This window comes from Pseudomonas sp. ATCC 13867, from assembly GCF_000349845.1.
In the GTDB taxonomy this organism is placed as follows: domain Bacteria; phylum Pseudomonadota; class Gammaproteobacteria; order Pseudomonadales; family Pseudomonadaceae; genus Pseudomonas.
Map to the genome: position 1 here is coordinate 610,391 of NC_020829.1, position 26,362 is coordinate 636,752.

General features: G+C 59.5%; 36 protein-coding genes. 35 read left to right on the forward strand and 1 reads right to left on the reverse strand.

All coding sequences use genetic code 11. From position 1 onward, the window contains the following. The first annotated feature begins 65 nt into the window (after positions 1–65). From rpoC to bfr, 35 genes are all read left to right on the forward strand, one after another. Positions 66–4,265 (forward strand): DNA-directed RNA polymerase subunit beta', encoded by a 4,200-nt coding sequence (rpoC, locus tag H681_RS02780; RefSeq protein ID WP_015475316.1) that lies wholly within the window; start codon positions 66–68, stop codon positions 4,263–4,265. Between the two features lie 154 nt (positions 4,266–4,419). Continuing rightward, the gene (gene rpsL / locus H681_RS02785) at positions 4,420–4,791 is read left to right on the forward strand and encodes a 30S ribosomal protein S12 (RefSeq protein ID WP_015475317.1); all 372 of its coding nucleotides are present in this window, start codon (positions 4,420–4,422) and stop codon (positions 4,789–4,791) included. A gap of 84 nt (positions 4,792–4,875) precedes the next feature. Next, positions 4,876–5,346: a 30S ribosomal protein S7 gene (rpsG, locus tag H681_RS02790; protein ID WP_015475318.1), complete on the forward strand. Its 471-nt coding sequence runs from the start codon at positions 4,876–4,878 to the stop codon at positions 5,344–5,346. Between the two features lie 30 nt (positions 5,347–5,376). Then, entirely contained in the window at positions 5,377–7,506 is a 2,130-nt protein-coding gene (gene fusA, locus H681_RS02795) for an elongation factor G (RefSeq protein ID WP_015475319.1), read from the forward strand. 30 nt (positions 7,507–7,536) lie between these two features. Further along, positions 7,537–8,730: an elongation factor Tu gene (gene tuf, locus H681_RS02800; protein WP_015475308.1), complete on the forward strand. Its 1,194-nt coding sequence runs from the start codon at positions 7,537–7,539 to the stop codon at positions 8,728–8,730. Between the two features lie 155 nt (positions 8,731–8,885). Further along, a complete protein-coding gene (gene rpsJ, locus H681_RS02805; RefSeq protein ID WP_003243886.1) occupies positions 8,886–9,197 on the forward strand; it encodes a 30S ribosomal protein S10 in 312 nt (103 codons plus the stop codon). 82 nt (positions 9,198–9,279) lie between these two features. Then, a complete protein-coding gene (gene rplC, locus H681_RS02810) occupies positions 9,280–9,915 on the forward strand; it encodes a 50S ribosomal protein L3 (protein ID WP_015475320.1) in 636 nt (211 codons plus the stop codon). A 14-nt stretch (positions 9,916–9,929) separates the two neighbouring features. Further along, on the forward strand, positions 9,930–10,532 hold the full coding sequence (gene rplD / locus H681_RS02815) for a 50S ribosomal protein L4 (RefSeq protein WP_015475321.1): 603 nt from the start codon (positions 9,930–9,932) through the stop codon (positions 10,530–10,532). Continuing rightward, complete coding sequence (gene rplW, locus H681_RS02820; RefSeq protein ID WP_015475322.1) at positions 10,529–10,828, forward strand: 50S ribosomal protein L23; 300 nt, start codon at positions 10,529–10,531, stop codon at positions 10,826–10,828. Before rplD ends, rplW begins: the two co-directional genes overlap by 4 nt. Before the next feature lie 11 nt (positions 10,829–10,839). Next, complete coding sequence (gene rplB / locus H681_RS02825) at positions 10,840–11,661, forward strand: 50S ribosomal protein L2 (RefSeq protein ID WP_015475323.1); 822 nt, start codon at positions 10,840–10,842, stop codon at positions 11,659–11,661. 16 nt (positions 11,662–11,677) lie between these two features. Next, a complete protein-coding gene (gene rpsS / locus H681_RS02830) occupies positions 11,678–11,953 on the forward strand; it encodes a 30S ribosomal protein S19 (protein WP_015475324.1) in 276 nt (91 codons plus the stop codon). A gap of 12 nt (positions 11,954–11,965) precedes the next feature. Next, entirely contained in the window at positions 11,966–12,298 is a 333-nt protein-coding gene (rplV, locus tag H681_RS02835; RefSeq protein ID WP_015475325.1) for a 50S ribosomal protein L22, read from the forward strand. A 13-nt stretch (positions 12,299–12,311) separates the two neighbouring features. Then, positions 12,312–12,998 carry a 30S ribosomal protein S3 gene (gene rpsC / locus H681_RS02840; RefSeq protein ID WP_015475326.1) on the forward strand — a complete coding sequence of 229 codons (687 nt, stop codon included), beginning with the start codon at positions 12,312–12,314 and terminating at the stop codon, positions 12,996–12,998. An 11-nt stretch (positions 12,999–13,009) separates the two neighbouring features. After that, a complete protein-coding gene (gene rplP / locus H681_RS02845; RefSeq protein ID WP_009617163.1) occupies positions 13,010–13,423 on the forward strand; it encodes a 50S ribosomal protein L16 in 414 nt (137 codons plus the stop codon). Further along, positions 13,423–13,614 (forward strand): 50S ribosomal protein L29, encoded by a 192-nt coding sequence (rpmC, locus tag H681_RS02850; RefSeq protein ID WP_003093720.1) that lies wholly within the window; start codon positions 13,423–13,425, stop codon positions 13,612–13,614. Before rplP ends, rpmC begins: the two co-directional genes overlap by 1 nt. A gap of 2 nt (positions 13,615–13,616) precedes the next feature. Beyond that, complete coding sequence (gene rpsQ, locus H681_RS02855; RefSeq protein ID WP_015475327.1) at positions 13,617–13,883, forward strand: 30S ribosomal protein S17; 267 nt, start codon at positions 13,617–13,619, stop codon at positions 13,881–13,883. Positions 13,884–13,899: 16 nt separating this feature from the next. Continuing rightward, positions 13,900–14,268, forward strand: coding sequence for a 50S ribosomal protein L14 (gene rplN, locus H681_RS02860; protein WP_003093714.1), 369 nt, complete (start codon positions 13,900–13,902; stop codon positions 14,266–14,268). Positions 14,269–14,280: 12 nt separating this feature from the next. Beyond that, positions 14,281–14,595 carry a 50S ribosomal protein L24 gene (rplX, locus tag H681_RS02865; protein WP_015475328.1) on the forward strand — a complete coding sequence of 105 codons (315 nt, stop codon included), beginning with the start codon at positions 14,281–14,283 and terminating at the stop codon, positions 14,593–14,595. A gap of 19 nt (positions 14,596–14,614) precedes the next feature. Further along, positions 14,615–15,154, forward strand: coding sequence for a 50S ribosomal protein L5 (gene rplE, locus H681_RS02870; RefSeq protein WP_015475329.1), 540 nt, complete (start codon positions 14,615–14,617; stop codon positions 15,152–15,154). Between the two features lie 13 nt (positions 15,155–15,167). After that, entirely contained in the window at positions 15,168–15,473 is a 306-nt protein-coding gene (gene rpsN / locus H681_RS02875) for a 30S ribosomal protein S14 (RefSeq protein WP_015475330.1), read from the forward strand. A 189-nt stretch (positions 15,474–15,662) separates the two neighbouring features. Next, positions 15,663–16,055, forward strand: coding sequence for a 30S ribosomal protein S8 (gene rpsH, locus H681_RS02880; RefSeq protein ID WP_015475331.1), 393 nt, complete (start codon positions 15,663–15,665; stop codon positions 16,053–16,055). A gap of 11 nt (positions 16,056–16,066) precedes the next feature. Further along, positions 16,067–16,600, forward strand: coding sequence for a 50S ribosomal protein L6 (gene rplF, locus H681_RS02885; protein WP_015475332.1), 534 nt, complete (start codon positions 16,067–16,069; stop codon positions 16,598–16,600). A gap of 10 nt (positions 16,601–16,610) precedes the next feature. Then, positions 16,611–16,961, forward strand: a complete 351-nt coding sequence (gene rplR, locus H681_RS02890) for a 50S ribosomal protein L18 (RefSeq protein WP_015475333.1) — start codon at positions 16,611–16,613, stop codon at positions 16,959–16,961. Positions 16,962–16,964: 3 nt separating this feature from the next. After that, positions 16,965–17,465, forward strand: a complete 501-nt coding sequence (gene rpsE, locus H681_RS02895; protein ID WP_009617173.1) for a 30S ribosomal protein S5 — start codon at positions 16,965–16,967, stop codon at positions 17,463–17,465. 2 nt (positions 17,466–17,467) lie between these two features. Next, entirely contained in the window at positions 17,468–17,644 is a 177-nt protein-coding gene (rpmD, locus tag H681_RS02900) for a 50S ribosomal protein L30 (RefSeq protein ID WP_009617174.1), read from the forward strand. Positions 17,645–17,647: 3 nt separating this feature from the next. Further along, complete coding sequence (gene rplO / locus H681_RS02905) at positions 17,648–18,082, forward strand: 50S ribosomal protein L15 (RefSeq protein WP_015475334.1); 435 nt, start codon at positions 17,648–17,650, stop codon at positions 18,080–18,082. Further along, positions 18,083–19,414, forward strand: a complete 1,332-nt coding sequence (gene secY, locus H681_RS02910) for a preprotein translocase subunit SecY (RefSeq protein WP_015475335.1) — start codon at positions 18,083–18,085, stop codon at positions 19,412–19,414. It begins immediately after the preceding gene. Positions 19,415–19,438: 24 nt separating this feature from the next. Continuing rightward, the gene (gene rpmJ, locus H681_RS02915) at positions 19,439–19,555 is read left to right on the forward strand and encodes a 50S ribosomal protein L36 (RefSeq protein WP_002555468.1); all 117 of its coding nucleotides are present in this window, start codon (positions 19,439–19,441) and stop codon (positions 19,553–19,555) included. Between the two features lie 130 nt (positions 19,556–19,685). Next, positions 19,686–20,042, forward strand: coding sequence for a 30S ribosomal protein S13 (rpsM, locus tag H681_RS02920; protein WP_015475336.1), 357 nt, complete (start codon positions 19,686–19,688; stop codon positions 20,040–20,042). 18 nt (positions 20,043–20,060) lie between these two features. After that, a complete protein-coding gene (gene rpsK / locus H681_RS02925) occupies positions 20,061–20,450 on the forward strand; it encodes a 30S ribosomal protein S11 (protein WP_003093689.1) in 390 nt (129 codons plus the stop codon). Between the two features lie 16 nt (positions 20,451–20,466). Then, the gene (gene rpsD / locus H681_RS02930; protein ID WP_015475337.1) at positions 20,467–21,087 is read left to right on the forward strand and encodes a 30S ribosomal protein S4; all 621 of its coding nucleotides are present in this window, start codon (positions 20,467–20,469) and stop codon (positions 21,085–21,087) included. Between the two features lie 22 nt (positions 21,088–21,109). Next, complete coding sequence (locus H681_RS02935) at positions 21,110–22,111, forward strand: DNA-directed RNA polymerase subunit alpha (RefSeq protein ID WP_009617182.1); 1,002 nt, start codon at positions 21,110–21,112, stop codon at positions 22,109–22,111. A gap of 43 nt (positions 22,112–22,154) precedes the next feature. Then, positions 22,155–22,544: a 50S ribosomal protein L17 gene (gene rplQ / locus H681_RS02940; protein WP_015475338.1), complete on the forward strand. Its 390-nt coding sequence runs from the start codon at positions 22,155–22,157 to the stop codon at positions 22,542–22,544. A 271-nt stretch (positions 22,545–22,815) separates the two neighbouring features. Beyond that, on the forward strand, positions 22,816–24,264 hold the full coding sequence (gene katA / locus H681_RS02945) for a catalase KatA (protein ID WP_015475339.1): 1,449 nt from the start codon (positions 22,816–22,818) through the stop codon (positions 24,262–24,264). Positions 24,265–24,389: 125 nt separating this feature from the next. Next, positions 24,390–24,854, forward strand: a complete 465-nt coding sequence (gene bfr / locus H681_RS02950; RefSeq protein ID WP_015475340.1) for a bacterioferritin — start codon at positions 24,390–24,392, stop codon at positions 24,852–24,854. A 191-nt stretch (positions 24,855–25,045) separates the two neighbouring features. Here bfr and H681_RS25605 read toward each other — a convergent pair. Further along, positions 25,046–26,268 (reverse strand): IS3 family transposase gene (locus H681_RS25605; RefSeq protein WP_086009540.1). Its coding sequence is split into 2 segments (ribosomal slippage): positions 25,046–25,905 and positions 25,905–26,268, totalling 1,224 coding nucleotides; the frame shifts between segments, so codons are not numbered across the junction. Between the last annotated feature and the right edge of the window lie 94 nt (positions 26,269–26,362).

Sequence of the window (26,362 nt, forward strand, 5' to 3'; positions counted from 1 at the left end):
ACGTGACGTCAGAACGGTGCGGCTGGTCAAGGCCGGTCGCACCGGGTCCGTGAGGAGGAAAGGCCTTGAAAGACTTGCTTAATCTGTTGAAAAACCAGGGTCAGATCGAAGAGTTCGATGCCATCCGTATTGGCCTGGCCTCGCCCGAGATGATCCGTTCCTGGTCCTTCGGCGAAGTCAAGAAGCCGGAGACCATCAACTACCGTACCTTCAAGCCGGAGCGCGATGGCCTGTTCTGCGCCAAGATCTTTGGCCCGGTGAAGGACTACGAGTGCCTGTGCGGTAAGTACAAGCGCCTGAAGCACCGCGGTGTGATCTGCGAGAAGTGCGGCGTCGAAGTCGCACTGGCCAAGGTGCGCCGCGAGCGCATGGGCCACATCGAGCTGGCCTCGCCGGTCGCCCACATCTGGTTCCTGAAGTCCCTGCCGTCCCGTATCGGCCTGCTGCTGGACATGACCCTGCGTGACATCGAGCGCGTGCTCTATTTCGAGAGCTACGTGGTGATCGATCCGGGCATGACCACCCTCGAGAAGGGCCAGCTGCTGAACGACGAGCAGTACTTCGAAGCCCTCGAAGAGTTCGGTGACGACTTCGACGCCCGCATGGGTGCGGAAGCCGTTCGCGAGCTGCTCAATGCTATCGATCTGGAGCACGAGATCGGCCGCCTGCGCGAAGAGATTCCGCAGACCAACTCGGAAACCAAGATCAAAAAGCTGTCCAAGCGCCTGAAGCTGATGGAGGCCTTCCAGGGCTCCGGCAACCATCCCGAGTGGATGGTGCTGACCGTCCTGCCGGTGCTGCCGCCGGACCTGCGTCCGCTGGTTCCGCTGGATGGCGGCCGCTTCGCGACCTCGGATCTGAACGATCTGTATCGCCGCGTGATCAACCGTAACAACCGTCTGAAGCGCCTGCTCGACCTGGCTGCTCCGGACATCATCGTGCGCAACGAAAAGCGCATGCTGCAGGAAGCCGTCGACGCCCTGCTCGACAACGGTCGTCGCGGCCGTGCCATCACCGGCTCGAACAAGCGCCCGCTGAAGTCCCTGGCCGACATGATCAAGGGCAAGCAGGGTCGCTTCCGTCAGAACCTGCTCGGCAAGCGCGTGGACTACTCCGGTCGTTCGGTAATTACCGTAGGTCCGACCCTGCGTCTGCACCAGTGCGGTCTGCCGAAGAAAATGGCCCTGGAGCTGTTCAAGCCGTTCATCTTCGGCAAGCTGGAAGGTCGTGGCATGGCCACCACCATCAAGGCCGCCAAGAAGATGGTCGAGCGCGAGCTGCCGGAAGTGTGGGACGTTCTCGCTGAAGTCATCCGCGAACACCCCGTACTGCTGAACCGTGCGCCGACCCTGCACCGTCTGGGCATCCAGGCGTTCGAGCCGGTACTGATCGAAGGTAAAGCCATCCAGCTGCACCCGCTGGTCTGCGCCGCGTACAACGCCGACTTCGACGGTGACCAGATGGCCGTGCACGTCCCGCTGACCCTTGAGGCTCAGCTGGAAGCGCGTGCGCTGATGATGTCCACCAACAACATTCTGTCGCCTGCCAACGGCGAGCCGATCATCGTTCCGTCGCAGGACGTGGTAATGGGTCTGTACTACATGACCCGTGAAGCGATCAACGCGAAGGGCGAGGGCATGGCCTTTGCCGACCTGCAGGAAGTTGACCGCGCCTACCGCAGCGGCCAGGTGTCCCTGCACGCCCGCGTAAAAGTGCGCATCAACGAGAAGATCAAGAACGAAGACGGCTCCCTAACCGCCAACACCCGTATCGTCGACTCCACCGTCGGCCGTGCGCTGCTGTTCCAGGTTGTCCCGGCCGGCCTGCCCTTCGACGTGGTCAACCAGTCGATGAAGAAGAAGGCGATCTCCAAGCTGATCAACCACTGCTATCGCGTGGTCGGTCTGAAGGACACCGTCATCTTCGCTGACCAGCTGATGTACACCGGCTTCGCCTACTCGACCATCTCCGGTGTGTCGATCGGCGTGAACGACTTCGTCATCCCGGACGAAAAGGCCCGCATCATCGATGCCGCCACCGAGGAAGTGAAGGAGATCGAGAGCCAGTACGCCTCCGGCCTGGTAACCCAGGGTGAGAAGTACAACAAGGTGATCGACCTCTGGTCCAAGGCCAACGACGAAGTCTCCAAGGCGATGATGGCCAACCTCTCGAAAGAGAAGGTGACCGATCGCGAAGGCAAGCAGGTCGACCAGGAGTCCTTCAACTCCATGTACATGATGGCGGACTCCGGTGCGCGGGGTTCCGCGGCCCAGATCCGTCAGCTGGCCGGTATGCGTGGCCTGATGGCCAAGCCGGACGGCTCCATCATCGAGACCCCGATCACCGCGAACTTCCGTGAAGGCCTGAACGTACTCCAGTACTTCATCTCCACTCACGGTGCTCGTAAAGGTCTGGCGGATACCGCACTGAAGACCGCGAACTCCGGTTACCTGACCCGTCGTCTCGTCGACGTGGCCCAGGACCTGGTGGTGACCGAGATCGACTGCGGCACCGATCGTGGCTTGGTCATGTCCCCGCACATCGAAGGCGGCGACGTGGTAGAGCCGCTGGGTGAACGTGTCCTCGGCCGCGTGATGGCTCGCGACGTGTTCAAGCCGGGCAGCGACGAGGTGATCGTCGAGGCCGGTACCCTGATCGACGAGAAGTGGGTCGATTTCCTCGAGCAGATGAGCGTCGACGAAGTCGTTGTGCGTTCGCCGATCACCTGCGAAACCCGTCACGGCATCTGCGCCATGTGCTACGGCCGCGATCTGGCCCGTGGTCACCGCGTGAACATCGGTGAGGCGGTCGGCGTTATCGCTGCCCAGTCGATCGGTGAGCCGGGTACCCAGCTGACCATGCGTACCTTCCACATCGGTGGTGCGGCCAGCCGTACTTCCGCCGTGGACAACGTGCAGGTCAAGAACGGCGGCACCATCCGCCTGCACAACCTGAAGCACGTAGAGCGTGCCGACGGCGCCCTGGTAGCGGTTTCCCGCTCCGGCGAGCTGGCGGTGGCCGACGACTTCGGTCGTGAGCGCGAGCGCTACAAGCTGCCGTACGGTGCGGTGATTTCCGTGAAGGAAGGTGACAAGGTCGATCCGGGCGCCATCGTCGCCAAGTGGGACCCGCACACCCACCCGATCGTCACCGAGATGGACGGCACCGTGGCCTTCGTGGGCATGGAAGAGGGCATCACCATCAAGCGCCAGACCGACGAACTGACCGGTCTGACCAACATTGAAGTGATGGACCCGAAGGATCGTCCGGCTGCCGGCAAGGACATTCGTCCGGCCGTGAAGCTGATCGACGCCGCAGGCAAGGATCTGCTGCTGCCGGGTACCGACGTACCGGCCCAGTACTTCCTGCCGGCGAACGCTCTGGTCAACCTCAACGATGGCGCGAAAGTGCGTATCGGTGACGTTATCGCGCGTATCCCGCAGGAAACCTCGAAGACCCGCGACATCACCGGTGGTCTGCCGCGGGTTGCCGACCTGTTCGAAGCTCGTCGTCCGAAAGAGCCTTCGATCCTGGCGGAAATCAGCGGCACCATCTCCTTCGGCAAGGAAACCAAGGGCAAGCGCCGTCTGGTCATCACTCCCACCGATGGTAGCGATCCGTACGAGGAGCTGATTCCGAAGTGGCGTCACCTGAACGTGTTCGAAGGTGAACAGGTAAGCCGTGGTGAAGTGATCTCCGACGGCCCGAGCAACCCGCACGACATTCTCCGCCTGCTGGGCGTCAGCTCGCTGGCCAAGTACATCGTCAACGAGATCCAGGACGTTTACCGTCTGCAGGGCGTGAAGATCAACGACAAGCACATCGAGACCATCCTGCGCCAGATGCTGCGCAAGGTCGAAGTGGCCGAGTCGGGCGATTCGTCCTTCATCAAGGGCGACCAGGTCGAGCTGGTTCACGTGCTGGAAGAGAACGAAGTACTGGGTGCCCAGGACAAGTTCCCGGCCAAGTACGAACGCGTTCTGCTGGGTATCACCAAGGCCTCGCTGTCCACCGAGTCGTTCATCTCGGCGGCATCCTTCCAGGAGACCACCCGCGTCCTCACCGAGGCGGCGGTCACCGGCAAGCGCGACTTCCTGCGCGGCCTGAAGGAGAACGTGGTCGTGGGTCGTCTGATCCCGGCGGGTACCGGTCTGGCCTACCACAGCGAGCGCAAGCGTCAGCGTGAGCTCGGCAAACCGCAGCGCGTGAGCGCGAGCGAGGCCGAAGCAGCACTGGCCGAAGCGCTCAACCTGAGCGGTAACTAAGCCTCAAACGAAGCCCCGGTTGTCTTGACAACCGGGGCTTCGTCTTGACTGGATTCCGTAAGGTCTTTAGTATCTTGTACCCCGAAAATTGGCAGGGCTCATGCTCTGCCCATTTTCGTTTTTAAGTGTCGTAAGACAATCAGTGGAGCTATAGATGGCAACTATCAACCAGCTGGTGCGCAAGCCGCGCAAGCGCCTGGTAGACAAGAGCGGCGTTCCTGCCCTGCAGAACTGCCCTCAGCGTCGCGGCGTATGCACCCGCGTATACACCACCACCCCGAAGAAGCCGAACTCCGCACTGCGTAAAGTGTGCCGTGTTCGCCTGACCAACGGTTTCGAGGTTTCCTCGTACATCGGTGGTGAAGGTCACAACCTGCAAGAGCACAGCGTAGTGCTGATCCGTGGCGGTCGTGTAAAGGACCTTCCGGGTGTTCGCTACCACACCGTGCGCGGTTCGCTGGATACCTCCGGCGTCAAAGACCGTAAGCAGGGTCGTTCGAAGTACGGCGCGAAGCGTCCGAAGTAATTTTGTTTTCCTATTTTCTGAGTCGATAAGAGTAAGGTCGGGCACCGTCCCGGGCTAACCTGAAGACCGTTTGAGGGCTTATCAATGCCAAGACGTCGTGTAGCGGCCAAGCGTGAGATCCTGGCCGATCCTAAATACGGAAGCCAGATTCTGGCGAAGTTCATGAACCACGTGATGGAAAGCGGCAAGAAAGCCGTTGCCGAGCGTATCGTTTACGGTGCTCTGGACAAGGTCAAAGAGCGCGGTAAAGGCGACCCCCTGGAACTCTTCGAAAAAGCACTCGACGCCATCGCTCCGCTGGTCGAAGTGAAGTCCCGCCGTGTTGGCGGTGCTACCTACCAGGTTCCGGTCGAAGTACGTCCGTCCCGTCGTAATGCACTGGCCATGCGCTGGCTGGTGGACTTCGCCCGCAAGCGTGGCGAGAAGTCCATGGCGCTGCGTCTCGCTGGCGAACTGATGGATGCCGCTGAAGGTAAAGGCGCCGCCGTCAAGAAGCGTGAAGACGTGCACCGTATGGCCGAGGCCAACAAAGCGTTCTCGCACTACCGCTTCTAATTACGGCAACACTACTTCTGCGAGGGCTTTATGGCTCGTAACACAGCAATCAACCGCTACCGGAACATTGGTATCTGTGCCCACGTTGACGCGGGCAAGACCACCACCACCGAGCGGATCCTGTTCTACACAGGTCTCAGCCACAAGATGGGTGAGGTGCACGACGGCGCTGCCACTACCGACTGGATGGTGCAGGAGCAGGAGCGTGGTATCACCATCACCTCCGCTGCGATCACCACCTTCTGGGAAGGTTCGCGCGGCCAGTACGACAAGTATCGCGTAAACGTCATCGACACCCCCGGCCACGTAGACTTCACCATTGAAGTTGAGCGCTCCCTGCGCGTACTGGACGGCGCCGTCGTTGTGTTCTGCGGCACCTCCGGCGTTGAGCCGCAGTCCGAAACCGTATGGCGTCAAGCCAACAAGTACGGCGTTCCGCGTATTGTTTACGTGAACAAGATGGACCGCGCCGGCGCCAACTTCCTGCGCGTCGTCGGTCAGATCAAGAACCGCCTGGGTCACACCCCGGTTCCGGTTCAGCTGGCCATCGGTGCAGAAGATGACTTCCAGGGTCAGGTTGACCTGCTGAAGATGAAGGCCATCTACTGGAACGAAGACGACAAAGGCACTTCCTATCGCGAGGAAGAAATTCCCGCCGATATGGTCGAGCTGGCCAACGAGTGGCGCAACAACATGGTCGAGGCTGCTGCCGAGGCCAATGAAGAGCTGATGAACAAGTACCTCGAAGAGGGTGATCTCTCCATCGAGGACATCAAGGCCGGTCTGCGTCTGCGCACCATCGCCTGCGAAATCGTTCCGGCTGTTTGCGGCTCCTCCTTCAAGAACAAGGGCGTGCCCCTGGTTCTCGACGCCGTCATCGACTTCCTGCCTGCTCCGACCGAGATTCCGGCGATTCAGGGTGTCCACCCGGACAGCACTGATGACAACGAAATCCACGACGAGCGTCCGGCTGACGACAATGCTCCGTTCTCCGCTCTGGCGTTCAAGATCGCTACCGACCCGTTCGTAGGTACTCTGACCTTCGTTCGCGTTTACTCGGGCGTTCTGGAGTCTGGTAACTCGGTTATCAACTCCGTGAAAGGCAAGAAAGAGCGCGTTGGTCGTATGGTGCAGATGCACGCCAACCAGCGTGACGAGATCAAGGAAGTACGCGCTGGCGACATCGCTGCTCTGATCGGCATGAAGGACGTCACCACCGGTGACACCCTGTGCGACATCGAGAAGCCGATCATCCTTGAGCGTATGGACTTCCCTGAGCCGGTAATCTCGGTAGCTGTTGAGCCGAAGACCAAGGCTGACCAGGAGAAGATGGGCATCGCCCTCGGCAAGCTGGCCCAGGAAGACCCGTCGTTCCGCGTCAAGACCGATGAAGAAACCGGCCAGACCATCATCTCCGGTATGGGTGAGCTGCACCTGGATATCCTCGTCGATCGCATGAAGCGCGAATTCGGCGTCGAAGCCAACATCGGCAAGCCGCAGGTTTCCTATCGTGAAACCATCTCCAAGGACAATGTGGAGATCGAAGGCAAGTTCGTTCGCCAGTCCGGCGGTCGCGGCCAGTTCGGTCACTGCTGGATCCGCTTCTCGACTCCGGATGTGGACGAGAAGGGCAACATCACCGAAGGTCTGGTGTTCGTCAACGAAGTCGTGGGCGGTGTGGTTCCGAAGGAATACATCCCGGCGATCCAGAAGGGTATCGAAGAGCAGATGAAGAACGGCGTCGTTGCCGGCTATCCGCTCATCGGCCTGAAGGCTACCGTGTTCGATGGTTCCTACCATGACGTCGACTCCAACGAGATGGCGTTCAAGATCGCTGCTTCCATGGCGACCAAGCAACTGGCCCAGAAGGGCGGTGGTAAGGTGCTTGAGCCGATCATGAAGGTAGAGGTGGTGACTCCTGAGGACTACATGGGCGACGTGATGGGTGACCTGAACCGTCGTCGTGGTCTGATTCAGGGGATGGAGGACTCGGTTTCCGGTAAGGTGATTCGTGCCGAGGTTCCGCTGGGCGAAATGTTCGGTTACGCAACCGACGTGCGTTCCATGTCCCAGGGTCGCGCAAGCTACTCTATGGAATTCTCCAAGTACGCCGAAGCTCCGTCGAACATCGTCGAAGCTCTCGTTAAAAAACAAGCTTGATTCAGCCCTTTAAGTAAGAGGTTTACTGTCGTGGCTAAGGAAAAATTCGAACGTAACAAACCGCACGTCAACGTCGGCACCATCGGTCACGTTGACCACGGTAAAACCACTCTGACCGCTGCTCTGACCAAGGTCTGCTCCGATACCTGGGGCGGCTCCGCTCGCGCTTTCGACCAGATCGACAACGCGCCGGAAGAGAAGGCTCGTGGTATCACCATCAACACCTCTCACGTTGAATACGACTCGCCGGTACGCCACTACGCTCACGTAGACTGCCCGGGCCACGCCGACTACGTGAAGAACATGATCACCGGTGCTGCCCAGATGGACGGCGCGATCCTGGTTTGCTCGGCTGCTGACGGCCCCATGCCGCAGACCCGCGAGCACATCCTGCTGTCCCGTCAGGTAGGCGTTCCCTACATTGTCGTGTTCCTGAACAAGGCCGACATGGTTGACGACGCCGAGCTGCTGGAACTGGTCGAAATGGAAGTTCGCGATCTGCTGAACACCTACGACTTCCCGGGCGACGACACCCCGATCGTGATCGGTTCCGCTCTGATGGCTCTGAACGGCCAGGACGACAACGAGATGGGCGTTTCCGCCGTGCGCAAGCTGGTAGAGACCCTGGACTCGTACATCCCTGAGCCGGTTCGTGCAATCGACCAGCCGTTCCTGATGCCGATCGAAGACGTGTTCTCGATCTCCGGTCGTGGCACCGTGGTAACTGGCCGTGTTGAGCGTGGCATCGTCAAGGTCCAGGAAGAAGTGGAAATCGTCGGCATCAAGGCGACCACCAAGACCACCTGCACCGGTGTTGAAATGTTCCGCAAGCTGCTCGACGAAGGTCGTGCTGGTGAGAACGTCGGCGTTCTGCTGCGTGGCACCAAGCGTGAAGACGTAGAGCGTGGTCAGGTTCTGGCCAAGCCGGGCACCATCAAGCCGCACACCAAGTTCGAGTGCGAAGTGTACGTGCTGTCCAAGGAAGAAGGTGGTCGTCACACCCCGTTCTTCAAGGGCTACCGTCCGCAGTTCTACTTCCGTACCACCGACGTGACCGGCAACTGCGAACTGCCGGAAGGCGTTGAGATGGTAATGCCGGGCGACAACGTTAAGATGGTTGTCACCCTGATCGCTCCGATCGCCATGGAAGACGGCCTGCGCTTCGCGATTCGCGAAGGTGGTCGTACCGTTGGCGCCGGCGTGGTTGCCAAGATCATCGAGTAATCGCTGATCCGCTCCAGAAAAAGGGACCCCTTGGGGTCCCTTTTTCGTTGAGTTGGTTAAATATTGACACCCCCAAGGTGCATCCGTACAATTGCGCCTCCTTTTAACGGGCGGAGTCCGTCCGTTGGGAATGGCAACTTGGAGTCTGAGGTCAAATGCAAAATCAACAAATCCGTATTCGGTTGAAGGCTTTTGACCATCGCCTGATCGACCAATCTACCCAGGAAATCGTGGAAACCGCGAAACGTACTGGCGCTCAGGTGCGTGGTCCGATTCCTCTGCCGACCCGCAAGGAACGTTACACCGTGCTGATTTCCCCGCACGTCAACAAGGACGCTCGTGACCAGTACGAAATTCGTACCCACAAGCGTGTTCTCGACATCGTTCAGCCGACCGACAAAACCGTCGACGCGCTGATGAAGCTCGACCTTGCTGCTGGCGTCGAAGTACAGATCAGCCTCGGCTAATGCCTTCGGCATTGGTCGTGTAACGCTCTGAAATGGGCGGCCATAGCGGGTGAAAGCCCCGTACACTAAAGAGGTTCTAAAGATGACAATTGGTGTTGTCGGTCGTAAGTGCGGCATGACCCGCATTTTCACCGAAGATGGTGTCTCCATTCCGGTCACGGTCATTGAGGTCGAGCCGAATCGTGTCACCCAATTCAAGAACGAAGAAAGCGATGGCTACCGTGCGGTCCAGGTGACTGTCGGCGAGCGTCGTGCTTCCCGTGTGAGCAAGGCGCAAGCCGGTCACTTTGCCAAGGCGAATGTCGCCGCCGGTCGCGGCGTGTGGGAATTTCGTCTGGGCGAGGAAGCCTACAACGCCGGTGATGCAATCACCGTCGAGCTGTTCCAGGCTGGCCAACTGGTCGATGTGACCGGTGAGTCCAAGGGTAAAGGCTTTGCCGGTACCATCAAGCGCTGGAACTTCCGTGGTCAAGACAATACCCACGGTAACTCCGTTTCCCACCGCGTCCCGGGTTCCATCGGCCAGTGCCAGACTCCTGGTCGAGTGTTCAAGGGCAAGAAAATGTCCGGCCACATGGGTGCTGAGCGTGTAACCGTTCAATCCCTGGAAGTCGTACGTGTCGATGCAGAGCGCAATCTGCTGCTGGTCAAAGGTGCCGTTCCCGGCGCTACCGGTGGTGATGTGCTGGTGCGTCCGGCAGCCAAGGCTCGCGGTTAAGAGAGGAAGCTGAGATGCAACTGAATGTAAATGGCGCTCAGGCGATCGAAGTTTCCGAGCGTACCTTTGGCAGCGAATTCAACGAGACCCTGGTTCACCAGGCAGTCGTCGCCTACATGGCTGGCGGTCGTCAAGGCACCAAGGCTCAGAAGACTCGTTCCGAAGTCTCCGGTGGTGGCAAGAAGCCGTGGCGTCAGAAGGGCACCGGTCGTGCTCGTGCTGGCACCATCCGTAGCCCCATCTGGCGTGGCGGCGGCGCGACCTTCGCGGCCAAGCCCCAGGATCACTCCCAGAAGCTCAACAAGAAGATGTACCGCGCAGCTCTGCGCTCCATCCTCTCTGAGCTGGTTCGTCTGGACCGTCTGGTTGTCGTTGCCGACTTCGCTGTCGACGCACCGAAGACCAAGGGTCTGGTCAGCAAGCTGGAAGGCCTGGGCCTGAAAGATGTACTGATCGTCACCGAAGGCGTCGATGAGAACCTGTACCTGGCAGCTCGCAACCTGGCCCACGTCGATGTACGTGACGTCCAGGGTTCCGATCCGGTCAGCCTCATCGCCTACGACAAGGTGCTGGTCACCGTGTCTGCCGTGAAGAAGTTCGAGGAGCTGCTGGCATGAACCAGGAACGCGTATTCAAAGTGCTGCTGGGCCCGCATATCTCCGAGAAGGCCACTGGCCTGGCGGACGGCAACAGCCAATTCGTTTTCAAGGTTGCCACTGATGCAACCAAGCTGGAAATCAAGAAGGCCGTAGAAAGCCTGTTCGGCGTGAAAGTGCGTCGCGTCACCACCCTGAACGTTCAGGGTAAGACCAAGCGTACCGTTCGCGGCCTGGGCAAGCGTAACGACTGGAAAAAAGCGTACATCGCTCTCCAGCCGGGCCAGGATCTCGATTTCGCAGCTGGCGCTGAGTAAAGGGGTGCATCATGGCAATCGTTAAATGCAAACCGACTTCCGCTGGTCGTCGTTTCGTCGTCAAGGTAGTGAACCAGGACCTGCACAAAGGTGCTCCGTTCGCTCCCCTGCTCGAGAAGAAGTCCAAGTCGGGCGGCCGTAACAACAACGGTCGTATCACCACCCGTCATATCGGTGGTGGTCACAAGCAGCACTATCGTCTGGTCGACTTCCGTCGCAACAAGGATGGCATTCCCGCCATCGTTGAACGCGTCGAATACGATCCGAACCGTACTGCTCACATCGCTCTGCTGAAATACGCGGACGGCGAGCGTCGCTACATCATCGCCCCCAAAGGCGTGGTGGCTGGCGATCAACTGATCTCCGGTATCGGCGCTCCGATCAAGGCTGGCAACAACATGCCGCTGCGCAACATCCCGGTGGGTAGCACCATCCACGGTATCGAACTGAAGCCTGGCAAGGGCGCTCAGGTCGCTCGCTCCGCTGGCGCTTCGGCTCAGCTGGTTGCCCGTGAAGGTGCCTACGTAACCGTGCGTCTGCGTTCCGGTGAGATGCGCAAAGTCCTGGCTGACTGCCGTGCGACCCTGGGCGAAGTCTCGAACTCCGAGCACAGCCTGCGTTCGCTGGGTAAAGCCGGTGCCAAGCGCTGGCGTGGCGTTCGCCCGACCGTTCGTGGTGTTGCCATGAACCCGGTCGACCACCCGCATGGTGGTGGTGAAGGTCGTACCTCTGCTGGTCGTCATCCGGTATCGCCGTGGGGTCTTCAGACCAAGGGTAAGAAGACTCGCGCGAACAAGCGTACCGACAACATGATCGTCCGTCGCCGCAAGTAAATAGAGGGATACGACAGTGCCACGTTCTCTGAAAAAAGGTCCTTTTATCGATCTTCACCTGCTGAAGAAGATCGAAGTGGCGGTGGAAAAGAACGACCGCAAGCCGATCAAGACCTGGTCGCGCCGTTCGATGATCCTGCCGCACATGGTTGGTCTGACCATCGCTGTCCACAACGGCCGTCAACACGTGCCCGTTCTGGTCAACGAAGACATGGTTGGTCACAAACTCGGCGAGTTCGCTGCTACCCGCACTTATCGTGGGCACGCTGCGGACAAGAAAGCCAAGCGTTAAGGGGTAAGGAAGATGGAAGTAGCCGCTAAGCTCTCGGGCGCTCGTATCTCCGCCCAGAAAGCCCGCTTGGTCGCCGACCAGATCCGCGGGAAGAAGGTGGGCGATGCGCTCAACCTCCTGGCTTTCAGCAACAAGAAAGCCGCCGAGATCATGAAGAAAGTGCTGGAGTCGGCCGTTGCCAACGCCGAGCACAACGAAGGCGCCGATGTGGACGACCTGAAGGTCTCCACCGTCTTCGTCAACGAAGGTCGTTCGCTCAAGCGCATCATGCCGCGTGCCAAAGGCCGTGCTGATCGCATCGTCAAGCGGTCTTGCCATATCACTGTCAAGGTTGCGGACAAGTAACGGAGTCGATCAGATGGGTCAGAAAGTACATCCCAATGGCATCCGCCTGGGTATCGTCAAGGAGCACACCTCCGTTTGGTACGCAGATAAGCGCACTTACGCCGATTATCTGTTCGCCGACCTGAAGGTACGTGAGTATCTCCAAGACAAACTAAAAAGCGCGTCCGTAAGCCGTATCGATATCCATCGTCCGGCTCAGACTGCACGCATCACCATCCACACCGCTCGTCCCGGCATCGTGATCGGCAAGAAAGGTGAAGATGTTGAGAAGCTGCGTCAGGACCTGACCAAGCAAATGGGTGTGCCGGTGCACATCAACATCGAAGAGATCCGCAAGCCGGAACTCGACGGTATGCTGGTTGCGCAGAGCGTAGCTCAGCAGCTGGAGCGTCGCGTCATGTTCCGTCGCGCCATGAAGCGCGCTGTACAGAACGCCATGCGCATTGGTGCCAAAGGCATCAAGATCCAGGTAAGCGGTCGTCTGGGCGGCGCTGAAATCGCTCGTACCGAGTGGTATCGCGAAGGTCGTGTGCCCCTGCACACCCTGCGCGCCGACATCGACTATGCAACCTACGAAGCGCACACCACCTACGGTGTGATCGGTGTGAAGGTTTGGATCTTCAAGGGCGAGGTCATTGGTGGCCGCCAGGAAGAGCTGAAGCCTGTAGCGCCCGCTCCTCGTAAAAAAGCTGCTAAGTAAGGAGTACGCAAATGCTGCAACCTAAGCGTACGAAGTTCCGCAAGCAAATGACCGGTCACAACCGTGGCCTGGCTCATCGCGGTTCCAAAGTCAGCTTCGGCGAGTTCGCCCTCAAGGCAACCAGCCGTGGCCGTCTCACCGCGCGTCAGATCGAGTCCGCACGTCGTGCGCTGACCCGTCACGTAAAACGTGGCGGCAAGATCTGGATTCGCGTATTCCCCGACAAGCCTGTTACCAAGAAGCCCCTGGAAGTACGTATGGGTAAAGGTAAGGGCGGCGTCGAGTACTGGGTGGCCCAGATTCAACCGGGCAAGGTCCTGTACGAGATCGAGGGTGTATCCGAAGAGCTGGCGCGTGAGGCATTCGCCCTGGCTGCTGCAAAGCTGCCGCTCGCCACCTCCTTTGTTAAGCGGACGGTGATGTGATGAAAGCGAATGAACTTCGTGAAAAATCCGTTGAGCAGCTGAACGAGCAACTGCTCGGCCTGCTGCGCGACCAGTTCAATCTGCGCATGCAGAAGGCAACTGGCCAGTTGGGGCAGTCTCACCTGCTCTCGCAAGTGAAGCGCGATATCGCTCGCGTTAAAACTGTGCTCAACCAGCAAGCAGGTAAGTAATCATGGCTGAAGCTCAGAACACCGTCCGTACGCTGACTGGCCGCGTCGTCAGCGACAAGATGGACAAGACCGTCACCGTACTGATCGAGCGTCGTGTTAAGCACCCGATCTACGGCAAATACGTGAAGCGTTCGACCAAACTGCACGCCCACGACGAAACCAATCAGTGCCGCGTTGGTGACCTGGTCACCATCCGCGAAACCCGTCCGCTGGCCAAGACCAAGGCCTGGACCCTGGTTGATGTCGTCGAGCGCGCGGTTGAAGTCTAAGGGTCGGAGATAGAAGATGATTCAGACTCAATCCATGCTCGATGTCGCTGACAACAGCGGCGCGCGTCGCGTAATGTGCATCAAGGTACTCGGCGGTTCCCACCGCCGTTACGCCGGCATTGGCGACATCATCAAGGTCACCGTCAAGGAAGCGATTCCGCGTGGCAAGGTGAAGAAGGGCCAGGTAATGACTGCCGTGGTCGTTCGCACCAAGCACGGCGTACGTCGTACCGACGGTTCCATCATTCGCTTCGACGGCAACGCCGCCGTCCTGCTGAATAACAAGCAGGAGCCGATCGGCACCCGTATCTTCGGGCCGGTGACTCGTGAACTTCGTACCGAGAAGTTCATGAAGATCGTCTCCCTTGCCCCTGAAGTGCTGTAAGGAGTAGCCGTCATGCAAAAAATTCGTCGTGACGACGAAGTCATCGTCATTGCCGGCAAGGACAAGGGCAAGCGTGGCAAGGTGCTGAAAGTTCTCGCTGACGACCGTCTGGTCGTTGGCGGTGTGAACCTGATCAAGCGCCACACCAAGCCCAACCCCATGCTCAACCAGCAAGGCGGGATCGTCGAGAAGGAGGCGCCTCTGCACGTCTCCAACGTCGCCATCTTCAACGCTGAAACCAACAAGGCTGACCGCGTTGGCTTCAAGGTCGAAGACGGTAAGAAGATTCGTGTCTTCAAGTCGACCCAGAAACCGGTTCAGGCTTGAGGGAGCTAGGTAGATCACCATGGCACGATTGAAAGAAATTTATCGGAAGGAAATCGCTCCCAAGCTGAAGCAAGAGCTTCAGCTGGCGAACGTGATGGAAGTTCCGCGCGTTACCAAAATCACCCTGAACATGGGTCTTGGCGAAGCTGTCGGTGACAAGAAAGTCATCGAGAGCGCCGTTGCCGATCTGGAAAAGATCGCGGGTCAGAAGCCGATCGTGACTTACGCTCGTAAGTCCATCGCCGGCTTCAAGATCCGTGAAGGCTGGCCGATCGGTGTGAAAGTCACCCTGCGTGGCGATCGCATGTACGAGTTCCTGGACCGTCTGCTGTCGATCTCCCTGCCGCGCGTTCGTGACTTCCGTGGTCTGAACGCCAAGTCCTTCGACGGTCGTGGCAACTACAGCATGGGTGTCAAAGAGCAGATCATCTTCCCGGAAATCGATTACGACAAGATCGATGCCCTCCGCGGTATGGATATCACTCTGACCACCACCGCTCGTTCGGATGATGAAGGTCGTGCCCTGCTGCGCGCCTTCAACTTCCCGTTCCGCAACTGATTGGAGTAGGACCATGGCTAAAGAGAGCATGAAGAACCGTGAGCTGAAGCGTCAGCGCACGGTAGCCAAGTACGCTCAAAAGCGTGCCGAGCTGAAAGCGATCATCGCTAATCCGAACTCCTCCGCGGAAGAGCGTTGGAATGCGCAGGTCGCCCTGCAGAAGCAACCGCGTGACGCGAGCGCCAGCCGCCTGCGTAACCGTTGCCGTCTGACCGGTCGTCCGCACGGCTTCTACCGCAAGTTCGGCCTCAGCCGTAACAAGCTGCGTGAAGCTGCAATGCGCGGCGACGTGCCGGGCCTGGTGAAAGCCAGCTGGTAAGTCGTAAACGGAGTCGGCAACGGCTCCGTTGATCGCCTAACGAACCAAGCCCCTTCATGGGGCTTGATTCGTTTTTGAGCGATCTCTAGAATACCCGGCTCCCCCGAGTCCGGGTTTTAGTTCGTCCGGCGTTTTGAGGGCGAGTTATGAAGTTGAAGGCTTATCTTTTGTATCAGGAGCATTAAGCCCATGAGTATGCAGGACCCGTTAGCAGACATGCTAACTCGCATCCGTAATGCCCAGATGGCTGAGAAGACCGTCGTGAGCATGCCGTCTTCCAAGCTGAAAGCGGCAGTCGCCAAAGTCCTCAAGGACGAAGGCTATATTGCGGATTTCCAAGTGACCGCCGAGGCCAAGCCTCTGCTGTCCATCGAGCTGAAGTACTTCGAAGGCAAGCCTGTCATCGAGGAAGTGAAGCGAATCAGCCGTCCTGGCCTGCGCCAGTACAAATCCGTAGACCAGCTGCCGAAAGTTCGCGGCGGCCTGGGCGTTTCGATCGTCTCCACCAACAAAGGTGTGATGACTGATCGTGCTGCCCGTGCCGCTGGCGTTGGTGGCGAAGTGCTCTGCACTGTGTTCTAAGGGGAATCAGCATGTCTCGCGTTGCTAAGAACCCCGTCATTCTGCCCGCCGGCGTTGAAATCAAGCTGGCTGGTCAGGAACTTTCGATCAAGGGTGCCAAGGGCGCTCTCGAGCTGAAAGTACATCCGTCCGTCGAAGTCATTCAGGACAACGGTGAGCTGCGTTTCGCTGCGCGTAACGGCGACCAGCAGACCCGTGCCATGGCCGGTACCACCCGTGCTCTGGTCAACAACATGGTAATCGGCGTCAGCCAGGGCTTCGAGCGCAAGCTCCAGCTGGTCGGCGTTGGTTACAAGGCGCAGGCCAAAGGCCAAGTGCTGTCCCTGGCTCTCGGCTTCTCCCACCCGGTTGATTACGAACTGCCTGCCGGCATCGTCGCGGAAACCCCCAGCCAGACCGACATCCTGATCAAGGGTATCGACAAGCAGCTGGTTGGCCAGGTTGCCGCGGAAATCCGCGACTTCCGTCCGCCGGAGCCGTACAAAGGCAAGGGCGTGCGTTACGCCGACGAAGTCGTCCTTCGTAAAGAAGCCAAGAAGAAGTAGGGCATAGCAAATGAGCGTCAAGAAAGAAACCCGTCTGCGCCGCGCTCGCAAGGCACGCCTGAAGATGCGCGAACTGGAAGCCGTACGCCTCTGTGTGTACCGCTCCTCCCAGCACATCTACGCCCAGGTCATTGCAGCCGACGGCGGCAAGGTCCTGGCCAGCGCCTCGACCCTGGACAAGGAATTGCGCGAAGCTGCCACCGGCAACATCGACGCAGCCAAGAAAGTTGGTCAACTGGTCGCGGAACGCGCCAAGGCTGCCGGCGTCACTCAGGTGGCGTTCGACCGTTCTGGCTTCAAGTACCACGGTCGCATCAAGGCCCTGGCTGATGCCGCTCGCGAAGGCGGTCTGGAGTTCTAAGTTATGGCAAACAACGATCAAAAGCGCGACGAAGGCTACATCGAGAAGCTGGTTCAAGTTAACCGCGTCGCCAAAACCGTAAAAGGTGGCCGTATCTTCGCCTTCACCGCGCTGACCGTGGTTGGCGATGGCAAGGGCCGTGTTGGCTTCGGTCGTGGCAAGGCGCGTGAAGTGCCGGCTGCTATCCAGAAGGCAATGGAAGCTGCTCGCCGCAACATGATCCAGGTCGATCTGAACGGCACCACCCTGCAGTACCCGACCAAGTCCGCTCATGGCGCCTCCAAGGTGTACATGCAGCCGGCTTCCGAAGGTACCGGCATCATCGCTGGCGGCGCCATGCGTGCCGTCCTGGAAGTGGCTGGCGTGCAGAACGTTCTGGCGAAGTGCTACGGCTCCACCAATCCGGTGAACGTGGTCTACGCAACCTTCAAGGGCCTGAAGAACATGCAGTCCCCTGAGTCGGTAGCGGCCAAGCGTGGCAAGAGCGTCGAGGAGATTCTCTAACCATGGCAACTGTCAAAGTTACCCTGATCAAGAGCCTGAACGGCCGTCTGGCCAATCACAAGGCTTGCGTCAAAGGCCTGGGCCTGCGTCGCATCAATCATACCGTCGAAGTTCAGGACACTCCTGAAAACCGCGGCATGATCAACAAGGCCTACTACCTGCTGCGTGTGGAGGGTTAATCCATGCAACTGAACGATCTGCGTTCCGCGCCGGGTGCCCGTCGCGAAAAGCACCGTCCGGGCCGTGGCATCGGTAGCGGTCTGGGCAAGACCGGTGGCCGTGGTCACAAAGGTCAGACCTCCCGCTCCGGTGGTTCCATCGCTCCGGGCTTCGAGGGTGGTCAGCAGCCGCTGCATCGCCGTCTGCCGAAGTTCGGCTTCAACTCGCTGAAGGCCCTGGATCGCGCAGAAGTGCGTACCTCCGAGCTGGCCAAGGTCGAGGGTGATGTCGTAACCGTGCAGGCCCTGAAGGATGCCAACGTGATTAACCAGAACGTACAGCGTGTGAAAGTCATGCTGTCGGGCGACGTTACTCGCGCAGTCACCCTGAAAGGCATCGGCGCCACCAAGGGCGCTCGTGCGGCTATCGAAGCAGCTGGCGGCAAAATCGAGGACTAAATGGCTAAGCAAGGTGCTCTCTCTGCGCTGAGCAACGGTGGTGGTTTGTCCGAGCTCTGGGCACGTCTGCGTTTCCTGTTCCTGGCGATCATCGTCTATCGGATCGGCGCGCATATCCCAGTTCCGGGCATCAACCCCGATCGCTTGGCGGCACTGTTCCGGCAGAACGAGGGGACCATTCTTAGCCTCTTCAACATGTTTTCCGGCGGCGCGCTGGAGCGCATGAGTATCTTTGCACTGGGGATCATGCCGTACATCTCGGCGTCGATCATCATGCAGCTCATGACCGCGATCAGCCCGCAGCTGGAGCAGTTGAAGAAAGAGGGTGAGTCTGGGCGTCGCAAGATCAGCCAGTACACCCGCTACGCAACTCTCGTCCTGGCGCTCGTCCAGGCCATTGGCATGTCCATTGGTCTGGGTAGCCAGGGCGTGGCCTTCTCCAACGACTTCGGCTTCTACTTCGTGTCGGTCACCACCTTCGTGGCGGGTGCGCTGTTCATGATGTGGCTGGGTGAGCAGATCACCGAGCGAGGTGTCGGCAACGGCATCTCCATGTTGATCTTCTCCGGTATCGTCGCAGGCCTGCCCCGAGCAATCGGCCAGTCCTTCGAGTCCGCGCGTCAAGGTGACATCAACATCTTCGCCCTGATCGCCATCGGCCTGCTGGCCGTTGCGATCATCGCGTTCGTGGTGTTCATCGAGCGTGGTCAGCGTCGTATCGCCGTGCATTACGCCAAGCGCCAGCAAGGTCGCAAGGTGTTTGCCGCCCAGACCAGCCATCTGCCGCTGAAAGTGAACATGGCGGGTGTAATCCCCGCGATCTTCGCCAGTAGCATCCTGCTGTTCCCGGCATCCCTGGGTGCCTGGTTCGGTCAGTCGGAAGGCCTGGGTTGGCTGCAGGACGTCGCGCAAGCGATCGCGCCTGGTCAGCCGCTGAACATTCTGCTGTTTAGTGCAGGGATCATTTTCTTCTGCTTCTTCTACACAGCGCTGATGTTCAACCCGAAGGACGTGGCGGAAAACCTCAAGAAGTCCGGTGCATTTATTCCGGGTATTCGTCCGGGTGAACAGTCTGCTCGCTACATCGATGGCGTGCTGACCCGTTTGACCATGTTCGGTGCCCTGTACATGACGGCCGTGTGCCTGCTGCCCCAGTTCCTGGTCGTAGCTGCCCACGTACCGTTCTACCTTGGCGGGACCTCGTTGCTGATCGTGGTCGTGGTTGTGATGGACTTTATGGCCCAAGTACAATCGCACCTCGTTTCTCACCAGTACGAATCCCTCATGAAGAAAGCCAACCTGAAGGGCTATGGCAGCGGCCTGCTGCGCTGACCCGTAAGGTTCGAGGAGTCACTGATGAAAGTTCGTGCATCGGTAAAGAAGCTGTGCCGTAACTGCAAGATCATCCGTCGCGAAGGCGTCGTTCGTGTGATCTGCAGCGCGGAGCCGCGTCACAAGCAGCGCCAAGGCTGAGTGTGAACCACGCGTTATAACCCGGCAGCTAGTGTGCTGCCGGGTTGATTATTTGTTTTTACAGCGCTAATATCCGCGCCCTTTCTTGGCTTCCTGGGCGCCGGGTAGCTGTCAATTGGAGTTTTTCTGAATGGCCCGTATTGCAGGCGTAAACATTCCGGATAACAAGCACACTGTTATCTCGCTGACCTACATCTATGGTGTCGGTCGCACTACCGCACAGAGCATCTGTGCAGCCACCGGCATCAGCCCGGCTGCAAAGATCAAGGACCTGAGCGAAGAGCAGATTGATTCGCTGCGTACCGAGGTGGGCAAGCTGACCACCGAAGGTGACCTGCGTCGCGAAATCAACATGAACATCAAGCGTCTGATGGACCTCGGTTGCTACCGCGGTCTGCGTCATCGTCGCGGTCTGCCGGTTCGCGGTCAGCGTACCAAGACCAACGCGCGCACCCGTAAGGGCCCGCGTAAGCCGATCCGCAAGTAATCGCTTAGGAATTTAGTCATGGCAAAACCTGCTGCTCGTCCTCGTAAGAAAGTCAAAAAGACGGTGGTCGACGGGATCGCGCATATTCACGCATCCTTCAACAACACCATCGTTACCATCACCGACCGTCAGGGCAACGCTCTGTCCTGGGCCACCTCCGGTGGTTCGGGTTTCCGCGGCTCGCGTAAGAGCACCCCGTTCGCTGCCCAGGTAGCGGCCGAGCGTGCCGGCCAGGCTGCTCTGGAATACGGTCTGAAGAACCTCGACGTCAACGTCAAGGGCCCGGGCCCGGGCCGCGAGTCGGCTGTACGTGCGCTGAATGCCTGCGGTTACAAGATCGCCAGCATCACCGACGTAACCCCGATCCCGCACAACGGCTGCCGTCCGCCGAAAAAGCGTCGCGTGTAATAGGAGACAGTGAGAAATGGCTCGTTACATTGGTCCCAAGTGCAAACTGTCCCGCCGCGAAGGCACTGATCTGTTCCTGAAGAGCGGTGTTCGCGCCCTCGACTCGAAGTGCAAAGCAGAACAAGTTCCTGGCCAGCACGGCCAGCGTCGTGGTCGCCTGTCCGACTACGGTCTGCAGCTGCGCGAGAAGCAGAAAGTGCGCCGCATCTACGGCGTTCTGGAGCGTCAGTTCCGTGGCTACTATCAGGAAGCGTCCCGCCGCAAGGGCTCCACGGGTGAGAACCTGCTGCAGCTGCTCGAGTGCCGTCTGGACAACGTCGTCTACCGTATGGGCTTCGGTTCCACTCGTTCCGAATCCCGTCAGCTGGTGTCCCACAAGACCATCAGCGTCAACGGTCAGACCGTGAATATCCCGTCCTACCAGGTCAAGGCAGGCGACGTCGTTGCTGTTCGCGAGAAGTCGAAGAACCAGCTGCGTATCGCCCAAGCTCTGGACCTGTGCGCCCAGCGCGGTCGCGTTGAGTGGGTCGAAGTGGACACCGACAAGAAAGCTGGCACCTTCAAAAGTGTCCCGGCTCGTGCCGATCTGTCCGCCGACATCAACGAAAACCTGATTGTCGAGCTCTACTCCAAGTAAGGGCTAGAAAATAGGTGCATCCATGCAGAGTTCGGTAAATGAGTTCCTGACCCCCCGTCACATCGATGTGCAGGTGGTCAGCCAAACCCGCGCCAAGATCACCCTCGAGCCTCTCGAGCGTGGTTTCGGCCATACCCTGGGCAACGCGCTGCGTCGCATCCTGTTGTCCTCCATGCCTGGCTGTGCAGTAGTCGAGGCCGAGATCGACGGCGTACTCCACGAGTACTCCGCCATCGAGGGTGTGCAGGAAGATGTCATCGAGATCCTGCTCAACCTGAAAGGCCTGGCCATCAAGCTGCACGGTCGTGACGAAGTGACGCTGACCCTGGCGAAAAAGGGCTCGGGTGTGGTGACCGCTGCCGATATTCAGCTGGATCATGATGTCGAGATCGTCAACGGTGACCATGTTATCGCCCACCTGGCCGATAACGGCGCGCTGAACATGAAGCTGAAAGTCGCTCGTGGCCGTGGCTACGAGCCGGCTGATGCCCGTTCGAGCGATGAAGACGAAAGCCGTAGCATCGGCCGTCTGCAGCTCGACGCCTCGTTCAGCCCCGTGCGTCGTGTTGCCTACGTGGTCGAGAACGCCCGTGTCGAACAGCGTACCAACCTGGACAAGCTGGTCCTCGATCTGGAAACCAACGGCACCCTGGATCCTGAAGAGGCTATCCGTCGCGCCGCTACCATCCTGCAACAGCAGTTGGCAGCGTTCGTGGACCTCAAAGGCGACAGCGAGCCCGTCGTTGAAGAGCAGGAAGACGAGATCGATCCGATCCTGCTGCGTCCGGTCGATGACCTTGAGCTGACCGTCCGTTCGGCCAACTGCCTGAAGGCAGAGAACATCTACTACATCGGTGACCTGATTCAGCGCACCGAAGTAGAGCTGCTCAAAACGCCGAACCTGGGCAAGAAGTCCCTGACCGAAATCAAGGACGTTCTGGCCTCTCGCGGTCTGTCCCTCGGTATGCGCCTCGACAACTGGCCGCCGGCAAGTCTCAAGAAAGACGACAAGGCTACTGCCTGATCGTCGTAGCTACCGAACGTAAAGTTTGGAAAGGAATTGAACCATGCGCCATCGTAAAAGTGGTCGTCACCTGAGCCGCACCAGCGCGCACCGCAAGGCTATGTTCCAGAACATGGCTGTGTCGCTCTTCGAACACGAACTGATCAAAACCACCCTGCCCAAGGCCAAGGAACTGCGTCGCGTTGCCGAGCCGCTGATCACCCTGGCTAAAGTGGATAGCGTTGCCAACCGTCGTCTCGCTTTCGACCGTACCCGTTCGAAAGAAGCCGTAGGCAAGCTGTTCAACGAGCTGGGCAAGCGCTACGCCAACCGTCCGGGCGGCTACCTGCGCATCCTGAAGTGCGGCTTCCGCGCTGGCGACAATGCCCCTATGGCATACGTCGAACTGATTGACCGCGCTGTTGGCGGCCAGGCAGTAGAAGCTGCAGAGTAAGGTTCACGCCTTATAAGAAACCGGGCCCTGTGCCCGGTTTTTTATTGCCTATAGAAAAGTTTTTCTCTATCGATCAGCTCGAATCAATAAATTGGCTGATCCATCCCTTGTCACCGATCCTTAACGACGCCGACTTCTACTGCTTGCTGAGCTGGATCAACAGCCGCAATGCCGGTGGAGGCGCTTAATTGTCCGATTGGGATGTCGGGCCGCGCTCACAGCTTTCGTGATTCGCCGGCCTTCGAACACCCCGCCGTTGAGGAGAGTAACGATGAGCGACAACACCCGCCTGACGACCGCTGCAGGAGCGCCGGTCGCCGATAACCAGAACGTCCAGACCGCCGGCCCGCGGGGGCCGATGCTGCTGCAGGACGTCTGGTTCCTGGAGAAACTGGCGCACTTCGACCGCGAAGTGATCCCTGAGCGCCGCATGCACGCCAAGGGCTCGGCGGCCTACGGCACCTTCACCGTCACCCATGACATCACCCGCTACAGCCGCGCCAAGCTGTTCTCCCAGGTCGGCAAGCAGACTCCGCTGTTCCTGCGTTTCTCCACCGTGGCCGGCGAGCGTGGCGCGGCGGATGCCGAGCGCGACATCCGTGGCTTCGCCATGAAGTTCTACACCGAGGAAGGCAACTGGGATCTGGTCGGCAACAACACCCCGGTCTTCTATTTCCGCGACCCGCTGAAATTCCCCGACCTGAACCACGTGGTGAAACGCGATCCGCGCACCAACCTGCGCAACGCGACCCTGAAGTGGGACTTCTTCTCGCACCTGCCCGAAGCCCTGCACCAGCTGACCATCGACTTCAGCGATCGCGGCCTGCCGCGCAGTTACCGTCACGTCCACGGCTTCGGCAGCCACACCTTCAGCTTCATCAACGCCAGCAACGAGCGCTTCTGGGTCAAGTTCCACTTCAAGACCCAGCAGGGCATCGAGAACCTGAGCAACGAGGAAGCCGCCAAGCTGGTTGGCGCCGACCGCGAAAGCTCGCAGCGTGACCTGTACGATGCCATCGAGCGCGGCGACTTCCCGCGCTGGAAGATGTACGTGCAGGTGATGCCGGAGAAGGAAGCGGCCACCTACCGCTACAACCCGTTCGACCTGACCAAGGTCTGGCCGCATGGTGATTATCCGCTCATCGAGGTGGGCTACTTCGAGCTCAACCGCAATCCGGCGAATTACTTCGCCGAGGTCGAGCAGTCCGCCTTCAGCCCGGCGAATATCGTCCCCGGGATCGGCTTCTCGCCGGACAAGATGCTCCAGGGGCGCCTGTTCTCCTACGGCGATGCGCACCGCTACCGCCTGGGCGTGAACCACCACCAGATCCCGGTTAACGCCGCGCGCAACAATCCGCGCATCTACCACCGCGACGGCGCCATGCGGGTGGACGGCAACAATGGCGACATGACCGTCACCTACGAGCCGAACAGCTTCAACCAGTGGCAGGAGCAGCCGGACTACTCCGAACCGCCGCTGACCCTGGAAGGCACCGCCGATCACTGGAACCATCGCGTCGACGATGACTACTACAGCCAGCCGGCCGCGCTGTTCCGCCTGTTCGATGAGGCCCAGCGGCAGCGCCTGTACGAGAACATCGCCGGCGATATGGCGGGTGTGCCAGAGGCTATCCAGCGTCGTCAGCTGGCACTGTTCTTCAACATCGACCCGGCCTACGGCGAAGGCGTCGCCAAGGCGCTGGGCCTGAAGCTGGACTAAGCTGAAACCGTTCCACCTGCCGCCCTCTTCGGAGGGCGGTTGCGTTTGTGGTGCTTGACCCCGGTCATGGCCAGTCGCGACCATAGCGCCGTTTAATTCGCTGTCACGTCCCAGGGAGAAGGCTGATGCAAGGCCACGCCGAGGTTATCGATTATCTCAACACGCTGCTGACCGGTGAGCTGGCCGCTCGCGACCAGTACTTCATCCATTCGCGCATGTACGAGGACTGGGGCTTCACCAAGCTCTACGAGCGCCTCAATCACGAAATGGAAGAGGAAACCCAGCACGCCGACGCCCTGCTGCGCCGCATCCTGCTGCTGGAAGGCACCCCGCGCATGCGCCCGGACGACATCCACCCGGGCAAGACCGTGCCGGAGATGCTGGAAGCCGACCTGAAGCTGGAGCGCCACGTGCGCGCCGCCCTGGCCAAGGGCATCGCCCTGTGCGAGAAGCACAAGGACTTCGTCACCCGCGACATCCTGCGCGTGCAACTGACCGATACCGAGGAAGACCACGCCTACTGGCTGGAGCAGCAGCTCGGTCTGATCCAGAAGATGGGCCTGGAGAACTATCTGCAGTCGCAGATCTGATTCATAGCTCCGCTTCGTCAAAGCCCTCGGCGTCCAGGCTCCGGGGCTTTTGCTTTTCGTAGGAGCGAGCTTGCTCGCGAACAGAGTTACTCGGCGGCTCGGATGTTGGGGCGGTTCGCGAGCAAGCTCGCTCCTACAAGATCTGTCTAGTCCTGAAATAGGTTTACACCTCTGAGGGTTGGCACCAGACCTCAAAACGCCCGATGCATTGCATCGGGCGTTTTGTATTTCAGAGCGTGGTGGGGACGCTCCCGGTTATAGATATCGACGGCCTCGTGCACCATTCGACGCGCCTGGGCCAGGTCTGCCGGGGGCTGTATCAGTAGCTCATTCTTCAGGATGCCGTTGACCCGTTCGGCCAGCGCATTCTGGTAGCAGTCATAACCATCGGTCATCGAGCAGGTGATGCCGTGTCGTGCATGCAGGCGCTGGTAATGCGCAGAGCAGTACTGGATACCGCGGTCCGAGTGATGCACCAGGGCATGCCGCGTCCTGCGTCGCTGTAACGCCAGGCTGAACGCGCGGGCCACCGACTCGGCATGCAGGCTGTCATGGACATGGTGACCGACGATCTTGCGCGAATAGGCGTCGGTGACCAGGCTCAGATACAGCGGGCCGCTCAGGCTTGGCAGGTAGGTGATATCGGCCACCCAGACGCGCTCCGGAGCGCTGGGCAACACCTGTTGCGGGCCAGGCTTGAGCAGATTGGGGTGGCGGTAGAAGCGGTGAAAGCTGTGAGTGGTCTTGTGGTACGCCCGCTTGGGCGCAACCAGTAGGCGCTGCTCCGCCAGGACGCGAAACAAGCGATCCCGCCCCACGCGAAGCTCTGCGCGGGCCTGTTCCTGAAGCAGAAAATGCAGCTTGCGCGTGCCCAGCCGAGGCTGACGCATCCGCACCTCCCGGACAAACTGAACAATCTGTCGATCCTGCTGGGAGCGCCGATCCGCCGCGCGGTTGCGCTGGTAATAGGCCTGGCGACTGACGCCCAGAAACTGGCAAGCCCTGCTAATGCTCAGCCCTTGGACTTGCCTTTGCGTGAGGACTTGCCGGGACGCTTTTTTACGATGGAGACGCCGTAGTCATTCTTCAGGACATCCACCACCGCCTCGAAGAACTGAGCCTTTTGGCTCATGACCTCAAGCTGCTGCTCAAGCTCCTTGATTCGCTGCTCCGGCGTCAGCGGTGTTTTCTCATCAGTCATCGAACCCCTCCGACTAGAGCGAATGGATGCGCCCTGGCTCCAGTTCTGTCGGCCGTGCTTGCGTAGCCACACCAACACCGTCGAGCGCCCCTGGATACCGTAGCGGGCCTGGGCCTGCTTGTAACTCATTTCGCCTTTTTCGACCTGCTCGACCACCGCCAGTTTAAAAGCCAGCGTGTAATCACGCTGACTACGACGCACACCTTCTGCCATCGGAGTTCTCCTGAAAATAAGGGCGAAGGTGTAAACCTTATTCAGGACGGGACAATCCCTACAAAAAGGCCCCTGCGCCGTTCGGCAGCAGGGG

What these genes read in the sequence shown, in the direction of transcription:
- katA (WP_015475339.1), top strand. Translation starts at nt 22,816, where the DNA reads ATGAGCGACAACACCCGCCTGACGACCGCTGCAGGAGCGCCGGTCGCC.
- fusA (WP_015475319.1), top strand. Translation starts at nt 5,377, where the DNA reads ATGGCTCGTAACACAGCAATCAACCGCTACCGGAACATTGGTATCTGT.
- rplN (WP_003093714.1), top strand. Translation starts at nt 13,900, where the DNA reads ATGATTCAGACTCAATCCATGCTCGATGTCGCTGACAACAGCGGCGCG.
- rpsC (WP_015475326.1), top strand. Translation starts at nt 12,312, where the DNA reads ATGGGTCAGAAAGTACATCCCAATGGCATCCGCCTGGGTATCGTCAAG.
- rplP (WP_009617163.1), top strand. Translation starts at nt 13,010, where the DNA reads ATGCTGCAACCTAAGCGTACGAAGTTCCGCAAGCAAATGACCGGTCAC.
- rplO (WP_015475334.1), top strand. Translation starts at nt 17,648, where the DNA reads ATGCAACTGAACGATCTGCGTTCCGCGCCGGGTGCCCGTCGCGAAAAG.
- rplB (WP_015475323.1), top strand. Translation starts at nt 10,840, where the DNA reads ATGGCAATCGTTAAATGCAAACCGACTTCCGCTGGTCGTCGTTTCGTC.
- rpsJ (WP_003243886.1), top strand. Translation starts at nt 8,886, where the DNA reads ATGCAAAATCAACAAATCCGTATTCGGTTGAAGGCTTTTGACCATCGC.
- rpsD (WP_015475337.1), top strand. Translation starts at nt 20,467, where the DNA reads ATGGCTCGTTACATTGGTCCCAAGTGCAAACTGTCCCGCCGCGAAGGC.
- H681_RS02935 (WP_009617182.1), top strand. Translation starts at nt 21,110, where the DNA reads ATGCAGAGTTCGGTAAATGAGTTCCTGACCCCCCGTCACATCGATGTG.
- rplE (WP_015475329.1), top strand. Translation starts at nt 14,615, where the DNA reads ATGGCACGATTGAAAGAAATTTATCGGAAGGAAATCGCTCCCAAGCTG.
- rpsM (WP_015475336.1), top strand. Translation starts at nt 19,686, where the DNA reads ATGGCCCGTATTGCAGGCGTAAACATTCCGGATAACAAGCACACTGTT.
- rpsK (WP_003093689.1), top strand. Translation starts at nt 20,061, where the DNA reads ATGGCAAAACCTGCTGCTCGTCCTCGTAAGAAAGTCAAAAAGACGGTG.
- bfr (WP_015475340.1), top strand. Translation starts at nt 24,390, where the DNA reads ATGCAAGGCCACGCCGAGGTTATCGATTATCTCAACACGCTGCTGACC.
- secY (WP_015475335.1), top strand. Translation starts at nt 18,083, where the DNA reads ATGGCTAAGCAAGGTGCTCTCTCTGCGCTGAGCAACGGTGGTGGTTTG.
- rpsH (WP_015475331.1), top strand. Translation starts at nt 15,663, where the DNA reads ATGAGTATGCAGGACCCGTTAGCAGACATGCTAACTCGCATCCGTAAT.
- rpsQ (WP_015475327.1), top strand. Translation starts at nt 13,617, where the DNA reads ATGGCTGAAGCTCAGAACACCGTCCGTACGCTGACTGGCCGCGTCGTC.
- rpsE (WP_009617173.1), top strand. Translation starts at nt 16,965, where the DNA reads ATGGCAAACAACGATCAAAAGCGCGACGAAGGCTACATCGAGAAGCTG.
- rplX (WP_015475328.1), top strand. Translation starts at nt 14,281, where the DNA reads ATGCAAAAAATTCGTCGTGACGACGAAGTCATCGTCATTGCCGGCAAG.
- rpmD (WP_009617174.1), top strand. Translation starts at nt 17,468, where the DNA reads ATGGCAACTGTCAAAGTTACCCTGATCAAGAGCCTGAACGGCCGTCTG.
- rplD (WP_015475321.1), top strand. Translation starts at nt 9,930, where the DNA reads ATGCAACTGAATGTAAATGGCGCTCAGGCGATCGAAGTTTCCGAGCGT.
- rpmJ (WP_002555468.1), top strand. Translation starts at nt 19,439, where the DNA reads ATGAAAGTTCGTGCATCGGTAAAGAAGCTGTGCCGTAACTGCAAGATC.
- rpsN (WP_015475330.1), top strand. Translation starts at nt 15,168, where the DNA reads ATGGCTAAAGAGAGCATGAAGAACCGTGAGCTGAAGCGTCAGCGCACG.
- rplV (WP_015475325.1), top strand. Translation starts at nt 11,966, where the DNA reads ATGGAAGTAGCCGCTAAGCTCTCGGGCGCTCGTATCTCCGCCCAGAAA.
- rplR (WP_015475333.1), top strand. Translation starts at nt 16,611, where the DNA reads ATGAGCGTCAAGAAAGAAACCCGTCTGCGCCGCGCTCGCAAGGCACGC.
- rpsG (WP_015475318.1), top strand. Translation starts at nt 4,876, where the DNA reads ATGCCAAGACGTCGTGTAGCGGCCAAGCGTGAGATCCTGGCCGATCCT.
- rpmC (WP_003093720.1), top strand. Translation starts at nt 13,423, where the DNA reads ATGAAAGCGAATGAACTTCGTGAAAAATCCGTTGAGCAGCTGAACGAG.
- rplW (WP_015475322.1), top strand. Translation starts at nt 10,529, where the DNA reads ATGAACCAGGAACGCGTATTCAAAGTGCTGCTGGGCCCGCATATCTCC.
- rplQ (WP_015475338.1), top strand. Translation starts at nt 22,155, where the DNA reads ATGCGCCATCGTAAAAGTGGTCGTCACCTGAGCCGCACCAGCGCGCAC.
- rplC (WP_015475320.1), top strand. Translation starts at nt 9,280, where the DNA reads ATGACAATTGGTGTTGTCGGTCGTAAGTGCGGCATGACCCGCATTTTC.
- rpsL (WP_015475317.1), top strand. Translation starts at nt 4,420, where the DNA reads ATGGCAACTATCAACCAGCTGGTGCGCAAGCCGCGCAAGCGCCTGGTA.
- rplF (WP_015475332.1), top strand. Translation starts at nt 16,067, where the DNA reads ATGTCTCGCGTTGCTAAGAACCCCGTCATTCTGCCCGCCGGCGTTGAA.